Genomic DNA, 26,229 nt, shown 5'->3' on the forward strand with positions numbered 1-26,229 from the left:
AAGCCCCCCTCAAGATGAGATTTCCCAATTAGTAAGACCCCTTGAAGACGACGAGGTAGATAGGTTCGGGGTGGAAGCACAGTAATGTGTGGAGCTGACGAATACTAATCGGTCGAGGGCTTATCCTAATACATTCTAAGTGAGTCATGTACACTTCGCATTCAGTTTTCAAAGTGCAAGCTTTGAACCATATAGATTAGCTTAGCTAATCGTTGTTTGGTGGCGATGGCGGAGGGGTTCCACGCGTACCCATCCCGAACACGACCGTTAAGCCCTCCAGCGCCGATGGTACTTGGACCGCAGGGTCCTGGGAGAGTAGGACGTTGCCAAGCAGATAAGTAATTGAGAACTGTTCCCCGACAATGTATCGGAGAACAGTTCTTTTATTTTTCCTCTGAAGTTAGCTACATTAAAAGCTAACTATTTAAACCCATCTTCAATATTTTGCCCATCGTATTTTATCCGGTTACCGTTTCCAACCATCAAAAGGCTACGCTGTTATGTCTTTCAGGAATGTAAGCTGCATGACATCTAAATCAATAGTAAACTCAAGCTCTTTTCGTTAAAGTGATAACATGGAAGAGAGGTCGAGCACAATTAATACGATAAATAATGTACCTTGCCGCAAGCTGAAGCTAAACGATGAAGCGCAAACGACGGCCAAGGTCATCTCACATAACAAGTCATCACGTGCCGTTCTTCAAACGGAACAAAAAGCTTGCATCCCGCATGTAAGGATAAATTCTGCATCTTCTAGTGCACAACTATCTACGGCTAACAAGCGATCAGCGTGGAAATATAGTACGATCGTTGCGGTATGTGTTGCGCTCCTTGTGCCTATTCTGACTTGGACAGGGCTAATAGCGGCGGGTAGCCAATGGATCGATAAAGCTAAGCTGGATATGTTCTACGAACAGGTGCAGCAACAAGTGGCCTTACCTAATGGACAGCCATTAGTTCGGCCGGACGAAATGCCCTCTTATATTGGAGCAGCGTTGCTCGCTATCGAGGACCATCGATTTTATTTGCATCCTGGTGTCGATCCTGTAGGAATGGTTCGTTCGCTGTGGGTAGATGTGATCAAACAAAGCAAAGTACAAGGTGGCAGCACTATTACGATGCAGTTGTCACGGAACTTATTTTTATCACATGAGAAGAAATTTGTGCGCAAATTTAAAGAAGTTGCGATTGCCTTAAATCTGGACTGGAATTACAGTAAACAAGACCTGCTTGGTATGTATTTAAACAAAGTGTACTTTGGACATGGCAAATATGGCATTGAGGCGGCAGCCAATTATTATTTTGCCAAAACAACCCGATCTCTTAACAATGTACCGACCATAGACCTTGCCGAGTCAGCTCTACTAGTTGGATTGCTCAAAGCACCTGAGCACTATTCGCCTTTTAAAAACTTGCAGCGTGCACAGCAGCGCCAACAGGTTGTGTTATATCGGATGTATGATTTGGGCTGGATAACGAAAAATGAACTACAGACAGCCCTTCACAAGCCAGTAATATTAGCTAAGAGGTGAGTAGTGATATCGATATCTATTTTTCGCCGCCTAATTTTGTCTTCATAGATCACTTATATGAAATTGAATTTATCCTTATCTTTTCGTATACAGAAGTGTAGGACTAGACGCTTGATCTTGCTGAATGATATGATGGGTGTTGGGTGAATAAGATGACAAAAGAAACCATAAATGAAGAACCAACGAACAATGGTAATGAAGATACTGCTGCGGCAGCGAAATTTACTGAGCTGGTTGATGCTGTTCATCATAACGCGCTTGTCGCGTTGCGTACATATTACGACGATGTACAAGGACAGGTATTAAACCACGAAGTTTATGGGCCAATTTTTATTTATCAAGTGAAGGATGCTGCAGAAGACAGTTATGTATGTGGATTTTTTATGCGTGAATTAATTGAGATGTTCCAAACCAACGATAAACCGGACCAATGGATGGCCTCCTTCTTCGTAGAGCTGATGAAGACAAAGGGTGGTAAATTGTTGCCGAAATCGCCAGAGTCAGAAGACGAGGCGAAGGCATTAATTGATGAAGTGTTGATCCCTCAATGTCTCGCGGCTGTTCATGAAGAGTTCCCTGATACGGCGCATGCGGGGCTGGGGTGGAATGAGGAGCATGGTCCTGTATTCGAAGCAGGGTTTCCGGCGATCGTCGAAGGAAACAACACTTGTGCATTCCCGATCCATATTTTAATGATGCAAATGCTGCTCAATCGTGATCCTGCGGATTTGATACTACAAGGTTTGTATCATATTCAAGAGGGCCACGAATTAAACGGGTAATTCAAGCGGAAAAACGGCAGAAATGCCGTTTTTTTATATAGAGGGATGTACTGAACCACTACCTTTAACACGGGCTCAAATCATCGGTATACGAGATTAGTAGCGAATCGAGGAGAGCGTAAAATGATGAAAAGGGTAAAATTAGTTGTAGTCCTTATCCCGTTGTTAATTATAATTTCTCTAATGATAGGGCTGTTTAATCAACATGATTTTAATTCGATAAAGGGGATTGTTAGTTTACACCTTTCGAAAGATAAGATGGTGGAAATGACTGGTCCAACTAACGCGCTTTATTATATTAGCCGATCAACTGATGCCGACGAGCCTGCTAGCCCTTATTTCAGTCAGATTAATTGGAACCAATCCTGTATAATAGAAGCAGGGCAGGAGAGGGGGAAGCAGGTTATTGATCCTTGTTATATTTCTATATGCATTTGTGTTAAATGTGACGGGCTATCAATTGATGGTCATCGATAAGCAAAAAGCGGTCAAGCATCGTAGACGCATCCCCGAGCGCAAGCTGTTCCTGACAGGGTGGCTTGGCGGTGCACTAGGTATTTTGATAGCGATGTATAAGAAGCGACATAAGACGCAGCATGTGACGTTTACGGCGGGCATACCTTTTATTCTTATTGTGAACGTAATCGTGTACAGTTTCATCATCATCAAATTCGGGTAAAAAAGAGTGCATCTCGTAGATCACAACTACAATCGTAATGATGCTGAAGGGTAAATATAGACGGAGAAGCGAGGGATTATTATGGCATTTACAAATGTATTGGTAGCTTATGATGGATCGGAACCTTCCCGCAATGCACTAAAGCATGCGCTTGGTATGGCAGAGGCTAGTGGAGAGGTGCGTGTGCACGTTGTTCACATTTTCCAGTTGCCGCAATATTTCCTTGGAGATGCATTCTCAACAGCTTCCCCTCAAGTGAATCAAGAAGTGTATGAATATGCACAGCAGATTGAACAGCATGCAAGGGAGCAGGTCAGCTTCTTAGGAGATCGCGCTGCGGTAGAACTGCTGCAAGGTCCTCCTGGACAAGCTGTCATTCAATATGCGGAGCAGCACAAATGCGACTTGATTATTATAGGCAGCAGAGGCTTGAGTGGTTTGCGCGAGTTTGTGCTCGGCAGCGTCAGCCATTATGTTGTCCAGTCTGCTAAAGTACCTGTATTGGTAATGAAGTCATAGTGCGCGCATACATCTTTTTTCAATAACATCGGCTTAGCCATTATGCAGATAACGTAATGAAGCAGAACCAGTTTGTCAGTCTCTCTATGAGAAGCGGCAAGCTGGTTTTTTGTGTATACTAAAAAAGTATAACCAAGCTAATATACGAACGATAAATTGTAAACTATATTTATTGTTCGCCTATTGGGTTGACACTCTATATATGACCTTGTTAAACTGAATGTAGATAAGACGATAATCGAATGATATATCATTTCGTATATTTCCGTGAATATGGGCGGAAGTCTCTACCCGAGGACCGTAAATCTTTGGACTACGCAAATGACAATACTCCCTGCCTCCATTCCTCGCGGATGGTGCTCATGAAATCGAGGCTATGTGCTGCTGTTGCGGCATACTAACTGGATGAATGGCCAAGCTCTGGCAGATCATTGTATGGTGTAGTATAAAGTTCAGAAGGCCGAGTAGAGATGATTTCATTTCACTCAGCTTTTTTTATTTGTCCATACTATTACAGTAAAGCTTGATCAGTGCTCGGTGTATGTACTTGAAATAGTTACAGCCATTAATTAATTTTAAAAATAAAGATGTGTACTATAACATGGATCATGTCGAAAGTGGGATGAGGACAAAATGGGAAACGTGGCAAACAGCAGCAGCGAACAGCATGTACTAAAAGTTGGCGTTATCATGGGCAGCACCTCAGATTGGGATACGATGAAGCGCGCATGTGATATTCTGGATGAATTGGGCATCCATTATGAAGCGCGTGTTGTATCAGCGCATCGTACTCCGGATGAGATGTTTCGATATGCGGAGACAGCTGAGACTCGAGGTATCCGAGTAATTATTGCTGGTGCAGGCGGTGCTGCGCATTTGCCTGGGATGGTAGCAGCAAAGACCATTCTGCCGGTTATCGGTGTCCCTGTGAAATCTTCCAACTTAAACGGCATGGATTCTTTATTATCGATTGTACAGATGCCTGCTGGAGTTCCGGTAGCTACTGTTGCTATTGGTCATGCAGGAGCGACGAATGCCGGACTGCTAGCAGCACAAATGTTAGGCATGTACGATGAGTCTTTACGAGCCCGTTTGGCAGCTCGCCGGGAGCAGATTCGCGAACAGGTCGCAGAGACGGGGGCACTTCAATGACAGTCTCACCGAGAATAACCGAAGTCTCAAACATCAAGATGACTCCAACTGGAAATCAAGGTGACCATACATCAGTTCGAATACAGCCAGGCGCAACAATAGGGGTGCTGGGCGGAGGTCAGCTTGGCCGTATGCTAGCGTTGGATGGTTTGCGCATGGGGTATCGCTTTGTTACTTTAGACCCGTCACCAGATGCGCCCTGCGCTGAGGCGGCGCGCCACATACAAGCAGACTTTGGGGATATAGAGGCAGCTGGACGTCTGGCGTCGATGTCTGATGTTATTACTTATGAATTTGAGAATGTTTCACTTGAGGTTGTAGAAAAGCTTGAACAGGGCGCCTACCTGCCTCAGGGCGGACATCTATTGCACATGACACAGCATCGCTTGCGTGAGAAAGATGCGTTGTCGAAGGCAGGTATTCCGGTAGCACCTTATGCAAAGATTGAATCGCTTGCAGAGCTGGAGCAGCAAGTAGCGTTGTTTGGTGGCCAAGGCGTGCTCAAAACGGCAACTGGAGGCTATGATGGCAAAGGTCAGCGTATGATTCGGCGGCAAGGAGATGCTGAACAAGCATATAAGGAACTTTCCATTCTCGGTGCAGAACTGGTGCTTGAGGCGTTTATTCCGTTTCAGTTGGAGCTGTCTGTCATTGCAGCACGTAATTCGGACGGAGACATTGCTACATTTCCCGTAGCTGAAAATAGACATGCAGACCATATTTTGCATTTGTCCATCGTGCCGGCTCGTGTGCCTGAAGCTGTGCAGCAGGAGGCAGAACGTCTAGCTCGTCAAATTGCAGAAGCACTTGATGTGGTGGGCTTGATTGCAGTTGAAATGTTTATGACGGCTGATAATCAACTCATCGTTAATGAGCTGGCGCCTCGTCCTCATAATTCAGGGCATTATACGATGGACGCTTGCATGACGTCACAATTCGAGCAGCACCTGCGTGCGATATGCAACTTGCCGCTTGGGGATACAACACTTCGTACACCGGTTGTAATGGTAAATCTGCTCGGTGAACATCGTAAAGACATGTTACAATGGCTAGTGGAGGATGATGCAGTGGCAGAGAAGCTTCACGTTACACCGAAGCTGCACTGGTACGGCAAGTCCGAGGCTTTGCCTAAGCGTAAGATGGGGCATATTAACTTGTTGGCGTCTGATGTGGAATCTGCGCTGCAATGGGTAAAGCAGACGAATATTTGGAGGAATCAATAACGATGATTGAACGTTACTCACGCCCGGAAATGCGGGCCATATGGACGGAAGAGAACAAATTCAAAACTTGGCTTGAAGTAGAACTGTGTGCTTGTGAAGCATGGGTAGAACTGGGCGTTATTCCGAAGGAAGACGTACAGCAGCTGCGTGCGAATGCGACTTTTGACATCGATCGGATCTATGAGATCGAGGCAGAAACTCGTCATGACGTTATCGCTTTTACGCGTGCAGTGTCTGAATCAGTTGGTCCTGAACGCAAATGGGTTCACTATGGCCTCACGTCCACTGATGTTGTAGACACGGCGCTTGGTTATCAGTTAAAACAGGCGAATGAAATTCTCGAAAGCGACATTTTGAACTTTATTGAAATTTTGAAGAACAAGGCGCTTGAATATAAAGATACACCGATGATGGGACGTACACATGGCGTACATGCGGAGCCGACAACATTTGGTCTGAAAATGGCATTATGGTATGCCGAAATGCAGCGTAACCTGGAACGTTTCCGCCATGCAGCAGATGGTGTGCAGTACGGCAAAATATCAGGGGCAGTAGGGACGTATGCCAACATTGACCCGTTTGTAGAGAAGTTCGTGTGCGAAAAGTTGGGCACCAAGGCTGCGCCTATCTCAACGCAGACTTTGCAGCGTGACCGCCATGCTGAATATATGGCGACGCTTGGCTTAATCGCGACTTCACTCGACAAGTTCGCCACGGAGATCCGGGGCTTGCAGAAGAGTGAATTCCGCGAAGTCGAGGAGGCTTTTGCGAAAGGCCAGAAAGGTTCCTCTGCCATGCCTCATAAGCGTAATCCGATCGGCTGTGAAAACATTTCGGGCCTTGCTCGTGTCATTCGTGGACACGTCATCTCGGCCTACGAGAACGTCACGCTGTGGCATGAGCGCGACATTTCGCACAGCTCAGTGGAGCGTGTAATTTTGCCAGATGCAACGATGCTTTTGAACTACATGCTCAATCGTTTCATGAACATCGTCAAGAACTTGACGGTATTCCCTGAAAACATGAAACGTAACATGCAGCGTACGTTTGGTGTGCCGTTCTCCGGCCGCGTCATGACGAAGCTGATCGACAAAGGCTGGGCTCGTGAGCAAGCCTACGATACAGTACAGCCCCGTGCGATGCAAGCGTGGGAAGAGCAGCGCAGCTTCCGCAGCATCATTGAGGAGACACCTGAAATTACGGCGGTGCTGACGGCTGAGGAGATTGAGGATGCCTTTAATCCGCAATGGCATTTAAAGCATGTGGATACGATTTTTGCACAGGTAGGCTTGCTGTAATAGGCACTACATCGTGAATAGTGATTAGTGAGTGATGAATTAACATCATTAAATAAGTAACCATTCGATTGTACGCAACAATAAGGATGCAGGCTAACATCATGCTTGGGGAGGCAGTTATCGTGACAACCGCAGCTATACCGACCGCAGTGAATCTTGTGAACGCTCCGCTAGTATACAAAGGCAAAGTGCGTGAGCTTTATGACTTGGGACAGCATTTTCTAATCGTGGTTACAGACCGAATTTCGGCATTTGACTATGTGCTGGAACCGGCTGTTCCAGAGAAAGGAAATGTGTTAAATCAATTAAGCGCATATTGGTTTGATCAAACCAAGGAACGGATTAGCAGCCATGTTGTGCATACAGATGTGGACAAGCTGGGCGATGTTATTATAGACAAAGAGGCACTACGTAATCGGATTATGGTCACGAAGAAAGCGGAACGCATTGATATTGAATGTGTGGTTCGTGGCTATATTACTGGTGGCGGCTGGCGTCAATATACGAAGAACCAAGCGATTAACGGTATTGAGCTGCCTGCTGGGCTGCGTAAAAATGAACGCTTTTCAACACCATTGTTTACCCCTGCGGCCAAAAATGATGTAGGACACGATGAGGATATTACATTTGATCGTATGCAAGAGCTTGTGGGATCGGAACTTGCACATACGCTGCGTGACAAAAGTCTGATGCTGTACGAGTACGCGAGCGCATATTGCGAGCAGCGCGGCATTATACTTGCGGACTGCAAATTTGAGTTCGGTATCGTTGAGGGTGAAGTAATACTGATCGATGAAATTTTTACGCCGGACTGCTCTCGGTTTTGGGCCAAGGAAAATTATGCGCTTGATACGGAGATTGACAGCATGGACAAAGAGCCTGTGCGTACGTATCTCGCGCATTCGGACTGGGATCAGGTCAGCGCACCTGCTCCATTGCCTCAAGCGGTAGTCGAGGAGACGACAAGACGCTACGTCGACATTTGGACGAGACTTACCCAATAAATGCAAAGAACTCCCGGCCTCTTATTGGCCGGGAGTTCTGTTATGAGGCGGGGAATTGACCTGCCTATGATCGACTTGGTTGTAACAGGAGGGGCTTTGCTAAGTCCGCTGTGACGAATTGCTGCTCAAATCAGTATTAACGTTGCAGGAATTGGTGTCCTTCTCATTTGGATAAAGCAGCAGCGGTGCCTGTCTTCGCCCTACGATGCCCGCGTAAGCGCGTGGTTGTTCTTGCTTGCGGGGAAATCCGGCTGCCGTCAGCAGCCTTTCTAATTCGGATCGCTTGCCAGCATTATTGTCCATCATCATCACCTGTTACTCTTTATTAAACAAAGTATTCAAGTCTAAACCTGCTGGGAACTAAAAAAGGAGCGGCCTTCTTACGGGCTGCTCCTTCTGCTTAATATCGTATCACAAAGGGCTCTCTTCGAGTCCCTACTATTGACGAGTACATGCCATATGCGGGTTTCTTGCTGCCTTTCTGTACATGAATGCCTGCTTGCTCCAGTCTGGCGATCGCAGCTTTCTTCGCTTGCTCGAAGTCGGAACCGTTGGTGTCACCTATCTTCATGCACATTCCCTCGCTTTGCAATAATCTCAATTTCCATTATATACAGAGTCCAGACACTTTTGAAGTTTATTTTCAAAATCTTCCGTGATTTGATCCAGCAAACGGTTGCGGTTAGCGTCATGAAGAATTTCCGCATCAAGTGCAATAACATATAGATAAGGCTTGTCTTGTATACGTAATCTGGCCGCAATATATTGGCGGTTCGATTTATCATTTCTTCCGGTATGGGTGAAGGAATAAGAATAATTCTCCAGTAAAATGGCACGGAGCAGGCCTGTACGCTTCATAGACTCCAACTTTTTAACTTTGTCAGGATCAAGAAATAAGGTGAAGCTTGCTTCAAACAACTTCTCAAGCAGGTCAAAACTAATGAGCAAGAAGGCATAAATAATGGCATCCTTCTCATTTAAGTCCTGCTCGCGCTTTAAGGATAAGCTCCGGTTATGGGTAGTAACAAAGTCAACAAACGGCATAAAATCTCCGCGTTCGGCGGCACTCCGTGCTGTCATGAAATCACGATAGAGCTTAATGCTGAACCGATAATAAGATTGATGAACCGCATTCAGGTCCACATTTTCCATAACAGCCCCATCCATTAGATTCAGCTTGATCACACTATCACCTTTCTGATGTTGGAGTGTAAATTCGTAAAGTTGAACGGCAAGGACATACGGGTTGTTCTGCACGAAACCGTGGAACAATCGGAGCAAAATATCTCGCATCCGGTATGCTCCCAACTGCTGGTTTGCCATGACAAGCATCTGCATTTCGCTGTGCAGCTTCGCTTCCAGTTCTTTCTTTTCTTCATTTTTTCTGGCTAAAATGTCGAGGACGTACGAGGCTACACCAGCGAGGATCAATATCGTCCAAATAATCGGGAATTCGGCTTTATCGGTGTAGGGCTCAATATAACTATGAAAAAAATTGGAAGCGAGGTCCGAATTTTCAACCCATAAATCGAACATAAAGACAAAGGCCATGACGACCAAAAACCAATAAAATTTCTTCAAGGGCAAACACCTCATATTTGGGTAGCGTATGTAAAGCTGGATTGGGTGAACAAGGGGGGAGCGCGAGGTCATAAAGGCCGTATGCAAAAGTTGACGATTACAACGTGGCATTTAACATGCATATAGTTCTATCATACTCCATGTGGAAAAGTTTAGGAATATGCAATTATGAGCCGGAGAAGGCGAAGTGATTACATTAACGTTGCTTTGAACGGATAGAAGCAAATCGAAAAAAGAATGTAAGAAGCGTTGACAATAAATTGAAACGCAAGTATAGTTAGTTACACGAGTAATTAACTAGTTTGGTGGTGGTGAGATGGGATATTTGATCGATGACAGCCGCCCGATCTTTATGCAAATTGCAGAACGGATTGAGGATGACGTCATTGAAGGAAGACTGCAAGAAGAAAGTCAAGTGCCTTCAAAGATTCAGATTGCTGCTTTTTATCAGATTAATCCGGCGACAGCCGCGAAAGGGGTAGCCCTGTTGGTGGATGAAGGAGTTCTATACAAAAAGCGTGGAATCGGCATATTTGTAGCGACAGGAGCTCGGGCGCTATTGATGGAGAAGCGAAGAGAGCAATTTTATGAACAATATGTGGTTGCGATGATCCAGGAGGCCGAAAAACTAGGGATTACAGCAGAACATTTGACGGAAATGATTAAGAGGGGGGCGAAGCGTGTTGAGTAAAATAATCGAAGTGAATCAATTAACAAAGACCTACGGCGGTGTGCACGCTGTGGATCATGTCAGCTTTACGATTGAGGAGGATAAGATATATGGTCTTCTCGGGAGGAATGGTGCAGGAAAGACTACGATTATGCATATGCTCACAGCACAGCTTTTTCCAACATCTGGTGAGTTAAACGTGTTTGGGGGAAATCCATACGAAAATGAGTCAATTCTCAGGCAGATTTGCTTTATTAAGGAGAGCCAGAAGTATCCCGATATTTTTAGTGTTCACGACGTGCTTGAGGTGGCCGCTGCGAGCTTTCCGAATTGGGACCGTGAATATGCACATGATTTAGTGGGTGATTTTAGATTGCCATTGAAGCGTATGGTCAAAAAGCTGTCCCGAGGCATGACGTCGGCAGTAGGGATTGTCATCGGTCTGGCAAGCCGCGCGCCGCTTACCATATTTGATGAGCCGTACTTGGGACTGGATGCCGTCTCACGTAGTTTGTTTTATGATAGACTGATTGAGGATTACAGTGAACATCCAAGAACGATCATTCTTTCAACTCATTTAATAGATGAGGTAAGTCAATTGTTAGAGCATGTACTCGTTATCGATGAGGGGCGTTTGATCATGAATGAGGATGCTGATGATTTGAGAGGGAGAGCTTTTACGGCAGTGGGAGCATCGACTAAGGTTGAAGCTTTCATAGCAGGTAAAGAAGTTATTAACCGCACTCCTTTCGGCGGTATGACTTCAGCTACTGTAATCGGAAGCTTATTGTCAGACGACAAAAAGCAAGCGGAAGCACAAGGAATAGAGGTAACACCAGTATCCCTCCAGCAACTAATCGTTCATCTGACAAAAAGCGGTTCAGACCGCAAGGGGGTAAAAGCCTAATGAATCGTATTGCAGCTGTCATAAAGATGCACAGCAGGGATAAGTGGTCTTGGTATGTACTCCCGTGGCTGATTTTGTTGTTAAGCTTTTTCGTTAATTTTATTATTGCTTATGCCATTAATGATGAAGGCTTTACGAGCGGCGGAATGGGTTCGATCTTTATTTATTTGTTTGTAATGGGAGTTATTTGTTTAGGACAAACGTTTGTATTTGCAATTAGCTTAAGTATAAGACGCAAGGACTACTTTCTAGGAACGGCCGCCTCGATCGCTATCGTAAGTGTGATATCTGCCGTCATCTTACTGCTGCTTGGCACGTTGGAACAAGGAACAGGCGGTTGGGGATTCAATCTTCACTTTTTTCACGTGGCCTATTTAAATGATGGCACGATCTTTCAGCAGTTATGGATTTATTTTAGTTTTTTGCTGCACCTGTTTTATTGTGGGTTTGTTATTTCAAGCCTGCACCGACGTTACGGTCGTAATGGGCTGTATGTATTTTTTATAGCTTCATTTGTTATTGGAGCTGCCGGATCATACCTGCTGACCTACTTTAGCCTTTGGTTGGATATATTTAGTTGGATAGGCCAATACACAGTCTTCCAGCACTCCTTGTGGATATGTGCCCTGACTGTACTCTATGCAGGGATATCGTATTTGCTGCTGCGTAAAGCAACCATTTAATAGGGGAGCTTCATACCGTCCGATACTAATCGGGCGGTATTTGTGTATTCAGAATGATGATGCGGCATTTTTGGGGCGTGACGCAACGAAATACGGGCACACTACAAAAAATAGCGGGCTGCATCGTTGTGGGGATGGACATATCTATGTCAATAAAAACGAACTATAATATTTAATTAACAATTAATGTTCGTGTTTTACGGTTGACATAGGCATTTGAACACTGATACACTATACTCAAATCAAAATATAACGTATGATGATAGCTCTCGTATAATTCCGGGGATATGGCCCGAAGTTTCTACCCAAAGACCTTAAATTTTTGGACTACGAGGGAAAGCGTCCTGCAAACGTATGTATATCCGCCCAGTCGCTTATGTGCGATCAGGTACCGTGATTTTCTGCGTTGCTCGCGTTTTCTTTCTGGTCTTGACGGTCCCAGGGCAGTGCTCCAAGCGCTTTCTCTCGGACCGTTTTTATGTCTTGGGCTCGTTATTCGTAAACGTCTTATAGCTCATAGCACAAGCATAATGTCAGCAAGCACGCCCTGCGAATAGATCGCAAGGCACCTACCTTATCACTCATTCTTGGGAGGAAACGATTCCATGTTCAAAGCAAAAGTTTATGTCACGACGAAGGCAAATGTACTCGATCCGCAAGGAGCTGCTGTTCAACAGGCACTGCACACGATGGGATATGGAGCAGTCGAAGAAGTGCGTATCGGTAAATATATGGAACTGACGCTGAACACGAATGACCGCGCGGAAGCTGAGGCCGAGCTTGAGAAGATGTGTAAACAACTGCTCGCCAATACGGTCGTTGAAGACTATCGTTATGAGTTGGAGGACTAATCTGATGAAGGTAGCGGTACTCGTATTTCCGGGTTCCAACTGTGATTGGGACTGTGTACATGCGGCAGAAGAGACATTAGAAGGTGCAACAGTAGAGCGTGTCTGGCATACGACATCAGACTTGACGGGGTATGACCTGATTATAGTTCCAGGCGGTTTCTCTTACGGAGATTATTTGAGAAGTGGGGCAATTGCCCGCTTCGCTCCTGTTATGAGCGCGGTTGCTAAAGCTGCGGAAGATGGTGTGTTTGTATTGGGCATATGCAACGGCTTCCAGATCCTTACCGAGGCCGGCTTACTGCCAGGAGCGCTGCGTCGTAATGCGGGCTTAAAGTTCAGATGCCACTATTCGAACTTACGTGTGACAAACAACAGTACAGCATTTACAAGCGGCTACGAAGCGAACGAAGTCATCGATATTCCAATTGCGCACGGTGAAGGCAATTATTACTGTGACGATGAGACGTTGGCCCAATTAAAACGCAATAATCAAATCGTGTTTACGTATGAATCGAACCCTAACGGTTCGATTGAAGATATAGCGGGAATTATGAACACAAGCGGCAATGTGCTTGGCATGATGCCGCATCCGGAGCGTGCGGTAAGCGATCTGCTCGGTTCGAAAGACGGCGTGCGTATGTTTGCATCAATTATGAAGGCCTGGAGGGAACGTCATGCAACCAACGTTAACTAAGAACGAGACGACATCTTCACTGGAGCAAGGCAAAGCCAACATGCTGAAGGAACCAACTCCACAGCAAATAGCGGATGGTCGCATTTATGCAACTATGGGCGTGACGGACGCAGAGTATGCGCATATTTGTGAATTGTTAGGTCGAAAGCCCAATTACACAGAAATCGGTGTATTTAGTGTAATGTGGTCCGAGCACTGTGCCTACAAAAATTCCAAGCCTTTATTAAAACGTTTTCCAGTAACAGGTGATCGTGTATTGGTTGGACCAGGCGAGGGCGCGGGGATTGTAGACATTGGTGATGGCCAGGCGGTCTGTTTTAAGATCGAGAGCCATAACCATCCTTCAGCAATTGAGCCTTTCCAAGGTGCGGCAACGGGCGTAGGCGGCATTATTCGTGATATTTTCTCTATGGGCGCGCGTCCAGTAGCTTTGTTAAACTCACTTCGTTTTGGACAATTGACGGATGAGCGTGTGCGGTATTTGTTCGAGCATGTTGTATCTGGAATTGCTGGTTATGGTAACTGCATCGGTATCCCGACGGTCGGCGGCGAAGTCATGTTTGATTCGAGCTACGAGGGAAATCCGCTAGTAAACGCTATGTGTGTTGGACTGATTGACCATAAAGACATTCAGCGCGGGGTCGCAAGTGGTATTGGAAATCCTGTCTATTATGTAGGACCACCAACTGGACGCGATGGGATTCATGGGGCGACATTTGCCTCCGAGGAACTTACGGAAGAGTCGGAAGCCAAGCGTCCGGCGGTTCAGGTAGGCGATCCATTTATGGAGAAGCTGGTTATGGAATCATGTCTGGAGCTTATCCAATCGGGGATTGTAATTGGTATTCAAGACATGGGAGCAGCGGGCTTAACCTGCTCTAGCGCAGAGATGGCAAGCAAGGCGGGTAACGGACTTGAACTGCATCTGGATGAGGTGCCACAGCGCGAGCGTGGTATGACACCGTACGAGATGATGCTGTCTGAATCCCAAGAGCGGATGCTGTTTGTCATTGAAGAGCACAATGAAGCGATCGCAATGGAGATTTTTGATCGATGGGGCGTCATTTGCCGTAAGGTTGGACGTGTGACAGACGACGGAAGACTTCGTTTGACCTATGGCGGTGAAGAAGTAGCTGACATGCCGGTACGCGGTCTGGTCGATGAGTGTCCAGTATATGAGAAGCCGTCCCAAGTACCAGCGTATTATACCGCTAATGAAGCAATAGATACGACTTCTTATCCAGAAGTTGTTGATGTAAATGAGGCACTGCTGAAAGTGCTGGGCTCACCGACGGTTGCGAGCAAAGAATGGGTATACCGTCAGTATGACAGCATGGTTCGTGCGAGCACGGCAGTGGCGCCAGGCTCTGACGCCGCAGTCGTAATGGTGCGCGGCACACGCAAGGCGCTTGCGATGACGACGGATTGTAATGGACGTTATGCGTATTTGGACCCATTCATGGGCGGTCGGATTGCTGTTGCTGAAGCAGCCCGGAACATTGTGTGTTCTGGCGCGGAACCACTTGCAATTACAGACAACCTAAACTTCGGCAATCCAGAAAAGCCTGAGAACTTCTGGCAGATGGAGCAGGCAGTAGACGGGATGGCAGAGGCGTGTCGTCATCTATCCACTCCGGTTATCGGAGGCAACGTCAGCTTATACAATGAAAATGCAAAAGGAGCCATCTACCCGACACCAGTTGTGGGCATGGTAGGTCTCGTTCACGATGTTGATCATATTACACAGCAAGGCTTTAAACAGGAAGGCGACATTGTCTTGCTGCTTGGTACGACACAAGCAGAGCTTGGCGGCAGTGAATTCCAAACGGTCATTCACGGTGTAACAGAGGGACGTCCTCCAGTGGTGAATTTAGATACAGAATTAAATCTTCAGCACGCAGTGCTCCGTGTCATACAAGCAGGTCAGGTGCAATCAGCCCATGACCTTGCCGAAGGTGGCATCGCGGTAGCATTAACAGAGTCAGCTATTAGCGGCAGCATCGGTGTAACCGCAGATTGGCACATCGAAGGATTGCGTAAAGATGTGGCCTTGTTTAGTGAATCTCAATCCCGCGTCCTGTTGTCGGTTCGTCCGCAGCATGTGGAAGCGGTCCTTGAGAGTTGTGCCCAATATGATGTGCCTGTTCAGCGCTTAGGCGTCGTTGGCGGAGACCGAATTCAGCTGCGGGTGAACGGTGAGGCTGCCATCGATGTGGCACGTATCGAAGCGGAACGGGTGTGGAAGGATGCGATTCCATGTCTGATGCAATAAAGCAGCATAAGCATATGAAGGAACGTGAAGAGGCAGCTCAAGTATACGACTTTACGCGTATGGACGAGAAGGGCACTTACTTTAATGAGGGAATCGGCAAGGACGGTCCTTTTGATCGTCTACGCGAGGAGTGTGGAGTATTCGGCGTATTTGGTTACGCCGATGCTGCTTCACTTACTTATTATGGTCTCCATACGTTACAGCACCGCGGTGAGGAGAGTGCGGGAATTTGTACGTCTGATACTCATGATTTCAGCTATCACCGCGGCATGGGACTGGTCAAGGAAGTGTTCGACAAAGACCGTCTTGCGAGCCTGAAAGGTGATCGCGCTATCGGTCATGTACGATATTCAACGTCCGGCGACAGTCGCTTGACTAATGCACAGCCTCTCGTTTTTAAGACGCGTGATGGGGATCTGTCCGTCGCCACGAACGGAAACATCGTAAATGCGCCTGTCATTCGCCGCGATTTGGAGAAGATGGGTTCGATCTTCCAGACGACGAGTGACACGGAAGTGATTGCACATTTGATTGCCCGTTCTGAGGCTGATCTAGTTACTGCTGCTAAAGACGCGCTGCGTCAGCTTGAGGGTGGCTTTGCGTTCCTAATTATGACGAATGAACGGCTGCTAGTTGCATCAGATCCTCACGGCTTGCGTCCGCTTGCAATGGGCCGAATCGGAGATGCCTATGTCTTCTCGTCAGAATCGTGCGCACTTGATGCAGTTGGTGCAGAATTTATCCGTGCAGTTGAGCCAGGTGAACTGCTTGTATTCGACGCAATGGGCTACCGCTCAGAGCGCTTCGCTCCTGTGGAGCGTCGTGCCCTTTGTGCGATGGAGTTCATTTACTTTGCACGTCCCGACAGCCAAATGCATGACGTGAACCTTCATACGGCACGCAAGCGGATGGGAATGGAGCTTTCTAAAGAAACATTCGTAGAAGCGGACATCGTATCTGGCGTGCCTGATTCCAGCATTTCCGCTGCGATTGGCTACGCGGAGCAGTCTGGCATCCCTTATGAGATGGGGATGATTAAGAGTAAATATTCGGGGCGAACTTTTATTCAGCCAAGTCAGGAGCTGCGTGAGCAAGGCGTCAAGATGAAGCTGAGCGCAGTTCGCAGCGTAGTGGAAGGAAAACGTGTCGTTCTAATTGACGATTCGATCGTACGTGGCACGACATCACGCCGCATCGTAAAGATGTTGCGTGACGCTGGGGCGCTGGAGGTTCATCTTCGAATTGCGTCGCCGCCATTCAAACATCCATGCTTTTATGGAATTGATACGCCAGACAGCAACGATCTGATCGCTTCAAACCATTCAGTAGAAGAAATATGCAGCATTATTGGTGCAGATTCGCTTGCTTTTTTGTCGCACGAGGGCACGGTAAACGCGATAGGTGGCGCTTTTACTAAAGAGAAAAACGGTGGGCTGTGTATGGCTTGCTTTGACCATGACTATCCGACGGAGCTAACCCATGTAGCAAAAACTTCAAGTTGCAGCTGCTAGTTACCTAGCATATGAAATAAAGTGTTCTGCTAACGGAATTATAGAAAGTACAGGGAATACGGAAGTACAGGAAGTACAGTACACAATGGATATCACTATTATTTATGCACAAGGGAGAGGAACCCATGTCTGAAGCTTACAAACAAGCGGGTGTCGATATCGCTGCTGGCAATGAAGCTGTTGAACGTATGAAAAAGCACGTACGACGCACTTTTCGTCCGGAGGTTATGACTGATCTGGGAGGATTCGGTGCCCTGTTCCAGATGAATCACAAGAAATACGAGGAGCCTGTGCTCGTATCGGGAACAGATGGTGTCGGCACGAAGCTGATGCTGGCCTTTGCAATGGATAAGCACGATACAATTGGTATTGATGCGGTGGCGATGTGTGTAAATGATATCGTGGTCCAAGGGGCTGAGCCTTTGTTCTTCCTCGATTACTTGGCTTGTGGAAAAGTAAACCCAGAGCGTATTGAGAGCATTGTCAGCGGCATCGCAGAAGGTTGTACACAAGCTGGTTGTTCGCTTATTGGCGGCGAAACAGCAGAGATGCCAGGCATGTACCAAACGGAAGAGTACGACATTGCGGGCTTCAGCGTTGGGGTAGTTGATAAGAGCAAGCTCATTAGTGGGGCGGACATTCAAGCGGGTGACGTAGTGCTTGGCTTGCCATCAAGCGGTGTACACAGCAACGGCTTCTCGCTTGTACGCAAGCTGTTGTTGGAAAAAGCAGGCTACAGTCTACAATCATCCGTACCAGAGTTGGAAACGGACCTGACACTTGGTGAAGTATTGTTGACGCCTACTCGCATTTATGTCAAACCGATGCTTAGCTTAATGGAGCAAGTACGCGTAAAGGGTGCTGCACATATTACGGGCGGTGGCTTCCTGGAGAATATTCCTCGTGTTCTGCCGGAAGGTACAGCGGTTCAAATTGATTACGGTTCTTGGCCAATCCTGCCTATTTTTAGCCATATGGAGCAAGTTGGCGGATTAACGACAGAAGAGCTGTTTACGACATTTAATATGGGAATTGGTATGGTCATCGTTGTTGCAGAAGAAGATGCAGAGGCCGCTATAGCTTCCCTTAACGCTAGTGGTGAGACGGTGTATCGAATTGGCACTGTGCAGGAAGGCAGCCGTTGTGTGCTTATTCCAGGAGCGGGGCTATGATGCGCTCGAAAAACGTCTCGATGAGCGGTGAACATGAGGCTCCTTCAACTGAAGGGGCTTCAGCTTCGGATAAGCCGCTTCCTCGAATTGCGATTTTTGCTTCTGGTTCTGGTTCAAATTTTCAAGCGATCGTGGATGCGGCTCAGGCTGATCCGGAACATTTCGGAGCTGTCATTGCTTTACTGGTCTGTGATAAGCCGGGGGCGTATGTGTTGGAACGGGCTAAGGCGGCAGGTATTCAGACAGCTGTCTTTACGCCAAAGCAATATGGAACTCGGGAATTGTACGAGCAAGATGTGCTTCAGCGGCTTCAAGCGGAAGGTGTTGAATGGATTGTGCTGGCAGGTTATATGCGTATCATTACACCTGTACTGCTAAAGGCTTATCCTGGAAAAATGATGAACATCCATCCCTCGTTGCTGCCGTCGTTCCCTGGACTTCATGCCGTTAGGCAAGCGCTCGACTATGGAGTACGTGTAACAGGAGTTACGGTACATTTGGTAGACGAAGGAATGGACACAGGGCCAATTCTGGCACAGCAAGCTGTACAGGTAAATGCAGGTGACTCGGAGCCATCGTTGTCTGCACGTATTCATGCGATTGAACATGAACTGTATCCAGCCGTTATTCGCGATGTCCTTGCAGGCAGATTAGCGCCAATTCGAGTCGACTTACAGCGGATGCAGTAGAATCAGTAAAAGCGGCATCCAACGGCATAAATGGAATAAACGGCTGAAGCAGTAGAATTAGTCGAAATAACTTGATAAATAACTGACTTACATTATATTTCTTGCATAATAGAGCAAGCGCAACGATGCAGCAGAGTTAATCCTAATTACACTTAAGGGAGAGAACATGATGTCGATGAAGAGAGCATTAATCAGCGTATCGGACAAGACTGGAATTGTAGAGTTGGCAGAGGCGTTGGCAAAGGCAGGCGTTGAACTGATTTCAACAGGGGGAACAAAGACACTGCTGGAGCAAGCTGGCGTACCTGTAATCGGGATTTCTGACGTTACTGGTTTTCCTGAAATTATGGACGGCCGTGTCAAGACGCTCCACCCTGCGGTTCACAGTGGATTGCTCGCGGTACGTGACAATGCGGAGCATCAAGCGCAAATGCAGGAACTGGGCTTGTCTTACATTGACCTCGTCGTTGTTAATTTATACCCGTTTAAGCAAACCATTAGTAAATCAGACGTAACGTATGAGGACGCGATTGAAAATATCGATATCGGCGGGCCTACTATGCTGCGCTCGGCTGCAAAAAACCATGCTTTTGTAACTGTGGTCGTTGATGCTGCTGACTACGGTCGAATCATTGAAGAAGTACAGGCGACAGGAGATACCACACTGGAGACACGCAAACAGTTGGCTGCAAAGGTGTTCCGTCATACCGCTGCATATGATGCGGTCATTGCGGGTTATCTCAATGAACAGGTTGGCGAGACTTTCCCTGAACAATTAACGGTCACTTATGAGAAGGTTCAGTCGCTGCGTTATGGAGAGAATCCACATCAGCAGGCTGCTTTTTATCGTGAACCGCTTGCTTCTCAAGGCAGCTTGCCAACGGCCGAACAACTGCACGGCAAGGAGTTATCCTATAATAACATTAATGATGCGAATGCGGCATTAGCCATTGTGAGTGAATTTGAAGGACCGGCAGTTGTAGCGGTCAAACATATGAATCCTTGCGGCGTTGGAATCGGCGAAAGTATATATGAAGCTTATCGCAAGGCGTACGCTTCTGATCCAACGTCGATCTTTGGCGGCATCGTAGCTGCGAATCGGCCTATTGATGCGGACACAGCGCAGTTATTAAGTGAGATCTTCTTGGAGATCGTGATCGCGCCAGAATTTACGACGGAGGCACTTGAGATTCTGTCCCAAAAGAAAAACATTCGCTTGCTTCGCACAGGTATAGCGCCTTCCGCGTCAAGAAACAGCGCCGCTTGGCAGCTCACCTCGATTGATGGCGGCTTGCTTATTCAGGAGACGGATGTGCATCGTTTAGAGGCTGATCAGCTGCAAACCGTGACGAAGCGTGTGCCTTCGGCAGAAGAGTTGGAGCAGTTGCGTCTAGGCTGGAACGTTGTAAAGCATGTGAAATCCAATGCGATTGTACTCGTTAAGGACGGCATGACGGTAGGCGTTGGGGCAGGTCAAATGAATCGTGTTGGCGCTGCACGAATCGCGATTGAACAAGCAGGGGAGCACGCACGTGGAGCCGTGCTCGCGTCGGATGCTTTCTTCCCGATGGGAGATACGTTGAAGCTTGCGGCAGAAGCGGGAATTGTGGCCGTTATTCAGCCTGGCGGCTCCATTCGTGACGAAGAGTCAGTGCAAGTGGCAAACGAACACGATATGGCGATGGTGCTTACAGGCATTCGTCATTTTAAACATTAATATACGTTAATTAAGCTCGCTGCTCGAACGGCTCAATTGCAAGATCAATTACAACGACAGGGCATCATTAACTTTAAGGTGGAGGCGACAAGAATGAAAGTAATGGTCATTGGCGGCGGAGGCCGTGAACATGCTCTAGTATGGTCACTTCGCCAAAGCAGCAAAGTGTCGGAGGTTGTGTGCGCTCCGGGAAATGCGGGTATCGCCGAATTAGCAACGTGTGTGCCGCTTGCGGTGAATGAATTTGAAGCTATTGCAAAATATGCAAATGAGCATGAAATAGATCTTATCGTGGTTGGGCCAGATGATCCGCTTGCGGATGGGATTGTAGATGTGCTGCAAAGTTACGGTCTAAACGTATTTGGTCCGAACAAAGCGGCAGCTGAGATTGAAGGTAGTAAAGTATTTATGAAGCATTTACTGCGCAAATACAATATTCCAACTGCTGCCTACGAAACTTTTGACGATGTGGAGCTTGCGCTCCGTTATGTACGCAGCCAACCGATGCCAACGGTAATTAAGGCCGATGGGCTTGCAGCAGGCAAAGGTGTCATCATCGCGCATACGTTGGCGGAAGCAGAAGCGGCGCTGCACGAGACGATGGTGGACAAGAAATTTGGCAAGTCCGGCAATCGAATTGTTATTGAAGAGTTTATGCAAGGGCAGGAGATATCGATTTTGGCCTTTGTAGATGGAGAGACCGTACGTGCCTGTGTACCAGCCCAGGATCATAAGCCGATTTTTGATGGGGATCAAGGTCCAAACACTGGGGGCATGGGAACTTATAGTCCAGTCCCACATATCGATGCGTCTGTCGTTGAAGAGGCATTAAAGACGATTATTGAGCCGACAGCAAGAGCGATGGTGCAAGAAGGCAGAACCTTTAAAGGTTTGTTGTTTGCAGGGCTCATGATTACACCGGAGGGACAGCCGAAAGTGGTGGAGTTTAATGCACGTTTTGGTGATCCCGAGACGCAGGTCGTATTGCCTCGCTTGAAGACAGACATCGTTGAAGTATTTGAAGCAGTAGTGAAGGGAACGCTGCATAACATCCAACTGGAGTGGAGCGATGATGCGGCTGTATGTGTAACCGTTGCGTCTGAAGGTTACCCAGGTACTTATCGTAAAGGCGACGTCATTACGGGACTAGCAAATGTGGGGCAGAAGGCGTTAGTGTTCCATGCAGGCACGGCAAGTAACGAAGCGGGTAACATCGTTACAAATGGTGGCCGTGTGTTAGGTATTGTAGGGCGTGGCCAGGATGTGAAGGCCGCACAGGCTGCCGCTTATGCAGCGGTGAAGGAGATCTCGTTTGACGGCATGTATTATCGCACGGATATTGCTGGCAAAGCTTTAACGGGCACGTTAGTTTAATACTGTAACACGATAATAAGAAAGACTTGCTTCATCTCTTAGAGGAGAAGAGGCAAGTCTTTATTTTTTTGCGTCTGTCGACTTAGCGTGAGTCCTTTTAGAGGATGTGCAAATAGGGATCACATTTTTGTAAACGAAGGAATAACCTGACGACAACTCTCTCATACTATGTTGAAACGACATCAAGAGCGGTAATACCCGCAGCAGGGCACTAGTAGTGAGTGGAGTTCATACATCTGATGCTGCGGTGCCGTACAAGATTGGAGGGCCTGTTAATGTTTGACCAACAATCATCCTATCCGTCGGATGGATTGACGAAGCAATATTTGAATCAGGAGCATGCACGAGGGATGGATGAAGTGAATGCATGGGTGATCACAAATGGTGATGACCAAAACAGCTTGCCAGCACAATTGAATGCGGGTTCTGAATCGCTGCAAGACTCCGATGACAACGAGTGTGTAGGCGACGCTTGTCCAGTTGAGCGTGGCGCCAAGGCGACAAACATGATGATTAACCAATCCTACGGATTTCATGTGGACAATTTGGATTATGAGTTGAAATAACTACGTAATCTCGTACAGCAGTTCAAGGACAGCAACAGTGCAACATAGATTATTATTAGGGAAAAGGGCGCGGCAGTTGATGCTGTAGCCCTTTTTCTGTCGATAGAGAACAAACCAATTCGAAGAGTAAGAAATATTGGGTGGTTCCTTTTAGTGGGCGGGAGAAGGGTTGACATTACATGGATACGATGATAAAATCCAAATTAACATAAATACAAGTAAATTAATCGGAATTATAAGATTTTAAAATATATAAGAAATGATGAATAGAAGCGGGGGAATGACAATGGAACGGTTTGTGGAAATAAAGTGGCAGCATGAGCGGATCGCAGCTTCGATCCATTATCCTGTTGAGCGTACGCCTTTTGAATCCCGATCTGAGGAGAAATCATGCAAAAGGGTACCTTTAACGGTTATTTGTCATGGCTTTGTGGGCAGCCGCATCGGAGTTGACCGTTTATTCGTAAACGCCGCGAGACGTCTGACGGCGGAAGGTCACATCGTGCTGCGGTTTGACTATGCGGGCTGTGGCGAAAGCTCTGGCGAGTACGGTAAACTGGGAATCGACGCTATGATTGAGCAGACTCAGGCCGTTCTCGATTATGCCCTCGCTTGTGGAGATGTAGATCCTCAACGGGTAACGCTGATTGGACATAGCCTGGGCGGTGCAGTAGCCTTGTTAACAGCGGTAAAAGATCAACGCATTAAACGGCTAGTATTATGGTCACCAGTAGCCTACCCCTTTAATGACATCGTCAACATCGTTGGTCGGAATCGTTATGACGAGTCCGTTAAAAACGGCAAGACCGAATACTTAGGGTATCATTTTACACCAGAATATTTCGATTCCCTTGGCAAACACCAGCCCTTCCAGGAGGCTGTAAAGTTTCAAGGGGATGTATTGCTGATTCACGGCACATCGGATGATGTCATTCCAGCAGACTATTCGTTCTTGTATCAGAAGTTGTTCTGGATGCGTAGTGATGGCCAGTGTGACAAAGAGATTGTGTTCCAAGCGGATCACACTTATTCGAACGGCAGCCACCGTGAAGCGGTATATGATCGTACAATAGAATGGCTTCAACATTGGGAGCGCCGTCAGCAGCAATGGGCACATTGGAGCATTTAACCAGGTCAAGGCAGACACAAACAAGGCTATAGTTCATACCGTTCATACGAAGCGAAGTACATGCGCACCTGACAAGGGCAGCGATGGCTTCGCTTATTGTTTTTTTGTGAATAACAAATGTTTGTTTTAGACTCCTACAGAAGCGCAGAGGATTGGACTTTTGAATAAGGATGATGGATAATAATGTTAAAATAATCTAGTCGAGCAGGAGGTCATCCTAATGTTAAAATAATCTAGTCGAGCAGGAGGTCATCCCATCGATGCATGAACCGTCCTTCCTTCGTAGCCAAGCTTGTCTACTTGTATTACTACTGTCCTTTACCATTGTAACCGCTTGCACGCAATCTGCTCCTGTTCAGAATCAAGTGGTGTCAGACAAACCTATTCAAGAGGCAATAATTGTACCTGAGCAAGAAAAGAGGGAGCCACAGCAGGTGCAGGCGCCATTTACAGGATTGCCGACTCCTGAACAAGCGATTCAGCAACGTCCGATTGCTGTGATGGTGAATAATTACAAGGCTGCGCGGCCACAGTCAGGTTTATCTTACGCGGACGTGTTAATCGAAGTGTTGGCGGAGGGCGGCATTTCGCGACTTGTTGCCATTTATCAGAGTCAAAATCAATATGCGGGCACCATTGGCCCTGTCAGAAGTATCCGTCCTTATTTGATTGAGCTTGGTGAGAGCTATAAAGCAGTGTTAGTTCATGCTGGTGGGAGTCCTGATGGTTATCGTATACTTCAACAACAGCATAAGCCTTATTTGGACGAAATTTCGAATGCGGGCTCCTATTTTTGGCGGGACAAAAGCAGGAAGGCGCCTCATAATTTATACACGAGTCTCATTAAATTGGAGCAGGGGATCGCAAAGAAGAAGTATGAGCTGACAGAAGCGATCCCTGCCATGTCTTTTGCTGCTGTGGGACAGGCCGAGCATACCGCTATTGCATACCAAACGGAAGCGGCTGGCAAGATTACAATCGCTTTGTTAAAAAATTCAGAGCTGGTGGAGTATCAATATGACGCTAATCGCGGAAACTATATCCGATATGTGGCAGGCAAGCCGCATGTCGATAAGGAAAACAACGAAGCATTACGAACTGTAAACGTGCTTGCAGTTGAAGCAAAGCATCAAGTATTGGATCAGGCGGGCAGACTGAGTGTTGATGTGACCACTGGTGGGAAAGCAATCTGGTTTCGCCATGGACGAGCGGCAGCGGGCAAGTGGGTACGTCAAGCGGCTGGACCGATCCAATTTCAACTGGAGGGGCAAGTTATTCCCCTACATTCAGGTGTCACCCATATTCTGATTGTACCAAGCTTAGAGGCGAAGGAAGCACACGTGAAATGGAGCGAATAGGATAAAATTGTTATAACAAATCGAAATTTGTCGAAAAAATTAAAAAATGTAACATATGTTCGTGAGAATTGCCGCGAAATGTTACATTTTACGTTTACGATTTATTTACAAACGACGCCTTTTTTGTGATAAGATATGTAAGGCTTGAAAAGTTTACAGCACACGCAATTAGGTTGCAAAGGAGATTTCAGAATGTTCAAGAAGAAGGACGTGTTTTTTGAAACGCTGCAAAACATGGCGGATACGCTCGTTACGGCGGCTGAAACGTTTGCAAAAGGTGTCGAAGATCTGAGTAATGTTTCCGCGTTTGTGAAGGAAATGAAGGATTTGGAACACAAATGTGACGGTTTCACGCACACCATCATTACGGAATTGAACAAAACCTTTATTACGCCGATTGAACGAGAAGACATCATGTCACTTACGACGGCGTTGGACGATGTATTGGACGGTATGGAAGCGAGTGCTTCCCGCTTTGAAATGTACCAAATGTTTGAACGTGATGAAATTGTAGTCCAATTTGCGGATGTGCTGAAACGAAGCACGTACGAGATTCAAAAGGCGATTCGTCTGTTGTCGCAGAAGAAATTGCTTGCTATTCGTGAATACAGCATTAAGTTAAATGATCTGGAAAACGAAGGGGACGCATTGCTCCGCTCTGGCGTGAAGGCGTTGTTCGCAAACATTAAAGATCCAATTGATCTTATTAAACGTAAGGAAATCTATGAACGTCTGGAGCAGACTACGGATAGCTGTGAAGATGTTGCTGATATGCTTGAAACGATCGTGATGCGTAATTCCTAAAGTTGTTATCGGCTGAAGACAGCTCAAGGATTGAAGGGGGTTAAGGGAATTGCGCAGACGTT

At 46.8% G+C, this 26,229-nt stretch carries 26 protein-coding genes, 2 rRNA genes and 2 riboswitches; of the genes, 25 read left to right on the top strand and 3 right to left on the bottom strand.

Annotated elements, in window-relative coordinates; all coding sequences use genetic code 11:
* The 10 genes from H509_RS0106375 to H509_RS0106420 all read left to right on the top strand — a co-directional run.
* Positions 1–128, top strand: a 23S ribosomal RNA gene (locus H509_RS0106375); the annotation flags it as partial.
* Between the two features lie 87 nt (positions 129–215).
* Positions 216–332, top strand: a 5S ribosomal RNA gene (gene rrf / locus H509_RS0106380).
* A 243-nt stretch (positions 333–575) separates the two neighbouring features.
* The gene (locus H509_RS24460; protein ID WP_051286855.1) at positions 576–1,532 is read left to right on the top strand and encodes a biosynthetic peptidoglycan transglycosylase; all 957 of its coding nucleotides are present in this window, start codon (positions 576–578) and stop codon (positions 1,530–1,532) included.
* 152 nt (positions 1,533–1,684) lie between these two features.
* Positions 1,685–2,314 (top strand): hypothetical protein, encoded by a 630-nt coding sequence (locus H509_RS0106390; protein ID WP_028544350.1) that lies wholly within the window; start codon positions 1,685–1,687, stop codon positions 2,312–2,314.
* A 406-nt stretch (positions 2,315–2,720) separates the two neighbouring features.
* Positions 2,721–2,993, top strand: coding sequence for a DUF1294 domain-containing protein (locus H509_RS0106395; RefSeq protein WP_028544351.1), 273 nt, complete (start codon positions 2,721–2,723; stop codon positions 2,991–2,993).
* An 81-nt stretch (positions 2,994–3,074) separates the two neighbouring features.
* Entirely contained in the window at positions 3,075–3,512 is a 438-nt protein-coding gene (locus H509_RS0106400; RefSeq protein WP_028544352.1) for a universal stress protein, read from the top strand.
* A gap of 235 nt (positions 3,513–3,747) precedes the next feature.
* A riboswitch (purine riboswitch) is annotated at positions 3,748–3,848 on the top strand.
* Positions 3,849–4,145: 297 nt separating this feature from the next.
* Entirely contained in the window at positions 4,146–4,664 is a 519-nt protein-coding gene (gene purE / locus H509_RS0106405; RefSeq protein WP_051286858.1) for a 5-(carboxyamino)imidazole ribonucleotide mutase, read from the top strand.
* 38 nt (positions 4,665–4,702) lie between these two features.
* A complete protein-coding gene (gene purK, locus H509_RS0106410; RefSeq protein ID WP_028544354.1) occupies positions 4,703–5,887 on the top strand; it encodes a 5-(carboxyamino)imidazole ribonucleotide synthase in 1,185 nt (394 codons plus the stop codon).
* Positions 5,888–5,889: 2 nt separating this feature from the next.
* A complete protein-coding gene (gene purB, locus H509_RS0106415) occupies positions 5,890–7,185 on the top strand; it encodes an adenylosuccinate lyase (protein WP_028544355.1) in 1,296 nt (431 codons plus the stop codon).
* 101 nt (positions 7,186–7,286) lie between these two features.
* Positions 7,287–8,189, top strand: coding sequence for a phosphoribosylaminoimidazolesuccinocarboxamide synthase (locus H509_RS0106420; protein WP_425414222.1), 903 nt, complete (start codon positions 7,287–7,289; stop codon positions 8,187–8,189).
* Between the two features lie 99 nt (positions 8,190–8,288).
* Here the strand turns inward: H509_RS0106420 and H509_RS0106425 are convergent, their stop codons facing one another.
* From H509_RS0106425 to H509_RS0106435, 3 genes are all read right to left on the bottom strand, one after another.
* Positions 8,289–8,495, bottom strand: a complete 207-nt coding sequence (locus tag H509_RS0106425) for a hypothetical protein (RefSeq protein ID WP_211234311.1) — start codon at positions 8,493–8,495, stop codon at positions 8,289–8,291.
* Positions 8,496–8,589: 94 nt separating this feature from the next.
* Positions 8,590–8,760: a hypothetical protein gene (locus H509_RS27545; RefSeq protein ID WP_157277497.1), complete on the bottom strand. Its 171-nt coding sequence runs from the start codon at positions 8,758–8,760 to the stop codon at positions 8,590–8,592.
* A gap of 26 nt (positions 8,761–8,786) precedes the next feature.
* Positions 8,787–9,770, bottom strand: coding sequence for a hypothetical protein (locus H509_RS0106435; RefSeq protein WP_028544358.1), 984 nt, complete (start codon positions 9,768–9,770; stop codon positions 8,787–8,789).
* Between the two features lie 316 nt (positions 9,771–10,086).
* Here H509_RS0106435 and H509_RS0106440 point away from each other — a divergent pair, with 316 nt between their 5' ends.
* The 15 genes from H509_RS0106440 to H509_RS0106510 all read left to right on the top strand — a co-directional run bounded on the left by H509_RS0106440 (position 10,087) and on the right by H509_RS0106510 (position 26,167).
* On the top strand, positions 10,087–10,461 hold the full coding sequence (locus H509_RS0106440) for a GntR family transcriptional regulator (protein ID WP_028544359.1): 375 nt from the start codon (positions 10,087–10,089) through the stop codon (positions 10,459–10,461).
* Positions 10,454–11,347, top strand: coding sequence for an ABC transporter ATP-binding protein (locus H509_RS0106445; protein ID WP_028544360.1), 894 nt, complete (start codon positions 10,454–10,456; stop codon positions 11,345–11,347). The genes H509_RS0106440 and H509_RS0106445 overlap by 8 nt, the downstream gene beginning before the upstream one ends.
* Complete coding sequence (locus H509_RS0106450) at positions 11,347–12,030, top strand: hypothetical protein (RefSeq protein WP_028544361.1); 684 nt, start codon at positions 11,347–11,349, stop codon at positions 12,028–12,030. Before H509_RS0106445 ends, H509_RS0106450 begins: the two co-directional genes overlap by 1 nt.
* Before the next feature lie 249 nt (positions 12,031–12,279).
* A riboswitch (purine riboswitch) is annotated at positions 12,280–12,380 on the top strand.
* Positions 12,381–12,635: 255 nt separating this feature from the next.
* Complete coding sequence (purS, locus tag H509_RS0106455; RefSeq protein ID WP_028544362.1) at positions 12,636–12,881, top strand: phosphoribosylformylglycinamidine synthase subunit PurS; 246 nt, start codon at positions 12,636–12,638, stop codon at positions 12,879–12,881.
* 4 nt (positions 12,882–12,885) lie between these two features.
* Positions 12,886–13,575: a phosphoribosylformylglycinamidine synthase subunit PurQ gene (gene purQ, locus H509_RS0106460; RefSeq protein WP_028544363.1), complete on the top strand. Its 690-nt coding sequence runs from the start codon at positions 12,886–12,888 to the stop codon at positions 13,573–13,575.
* A gap of 40 nt (positions 13,576–13,615) precedes the next feature.
* Positions 13,616–15,847 (top strand): phosphoribosylformylglycinamidine synthase subunit PurL, encoded by a 2,232-nt coding sequence (purL, locus tag H509_RS0106465; RefSeq protein ID WP_036696592.1) that lies wholly within the window; start codon positions 13,616–13,618, stop codon positions 15,845–15,847.
* Positions 15,848–15,861: 14 nt separating this feature from the next.
* On the top strand, positions 15,862–17,358 hold the full coding sequence (gene purF, locus H509_RS0106470) for an amidophosphoribosyltransferase (RefSeq protein ID WP_425414225.1): 1,497 nt from the start codon (positions 15,862–15,864) through the stop codon (positions 17,356–17,358).
* Positions 17,359–17,483: 125 nt separating this feature from the next.
* Positions 17,484–18,530, top strand: coding sequence for a phosphoribosylformylglycinamidine cyclo-ligase (gene purM, locus H509_RS0106475; RefSeq protein ID WP_028544366.1), 1,047 nt, complete (start codon positions 17,484–17,486; stop codon positions 18,528–18,530).
* The gene (purN, locus tag H509_RS24465; protein ID WP_425414226.1) at positions 18,530–19,219 is read left to right on the top strand and encodes a phosphoribosylglycinamide formyltransferase; all 690 of its coding nucleotides are present in this window, start codon (positions 18,530–18,532) and stop codon (positions 19,217–19,219) included. The genes purM and purN overlap by 1 nt, the downstream gene beginning before the upstream one ends.
* A gap of 169 nt (positions 19,220–19,388) precedes the next feature.
* The gene (gene purH / locus H509_RS0106485) at positions 19,389–20,936 is read left to right on the top strand and encodes a bifunctional phosphoribosylaminoimidazolecarboxamide formyltransferase/IMP cyclohydrolase (RefSeq protein ID WP_028544367.1); all 1,548 of its coding nucleotides are present in this window, start codon (positions 19,389–19,391) and stop codon (positions 20,934–20,936) included.
* Between the two features lie 93 nt (positions 20,937–21,029).
* Positions 21,030–22,310 (top strand): phosphoribosylamine--glycine ligase, encoded by a 1,281-nt coding sequence (purD, locus tag H509_RS0106490; protein WP_028544368.1) that lies wholly within the window; start codon positions 21,030–21,032, stop codon positions 22,308–22,310.
* A 275-nt stretch (positions 22,311–22,585) separates the two neighbouring features.
* Positions 22,586–22,876, top strand: coding sequence for a hypothetical protein (locus tag H509_RS0106495; RefSeq protein WP_028544369.1), 291 nt, complete (start codon positions 22,586–22,588; stop codon positions 22,874–22,876).
* Positions 22,877–23,162: 286 nt separating this feature from the next.
* Positions 23,163–24,005 (top strand): alpha/beta hydrolase family protein, encoded by an 843-nt coding sequence (locus tag H509_RS0106500; protein ID WP_028544370.1) that lies wholly within the window; start codon positions 23,163–23,165, stop codon positions 24,003–24,005.
* A gap of 260 nt (positions 24,006–24,265) precedes the next feature.
* Positions 24,266–25,363, top strand: coding sequence for a DUF3048 domain-containing protein (locus tag H509_RS0106505; protein ID WP_028544371.1), 1,098 nt, complete (start codon positions 24,266–24,268; stop codon positions 25,361–25,363).
* A 192-nt stretch (positions 25,364–25,555) separates the two neighbouring features.
* A complete protein-coding gene (locus tag H509_RS0106510) occupies positions 25,556–26,167 on the top strand; it encodes a DUF47 domain-containing protein (RefSeq protein ID WP_028544372.1) in 612 nt (203 codons plus the stop codon).
* Positions 26,168–26,229 lie beyond the last annotated feature (62 nt).

Source organism: Paenibacillus taiwanensis DSM 18679 (genome assembly GCF_000425125.1).
GTDB classification, from domain to species: Bacteria; Bacillota; Bacilli; order Paenibacillales; family Paenibacillaceae; genus Paenibacillus_B; species Paenibacillus_B taiwanensis.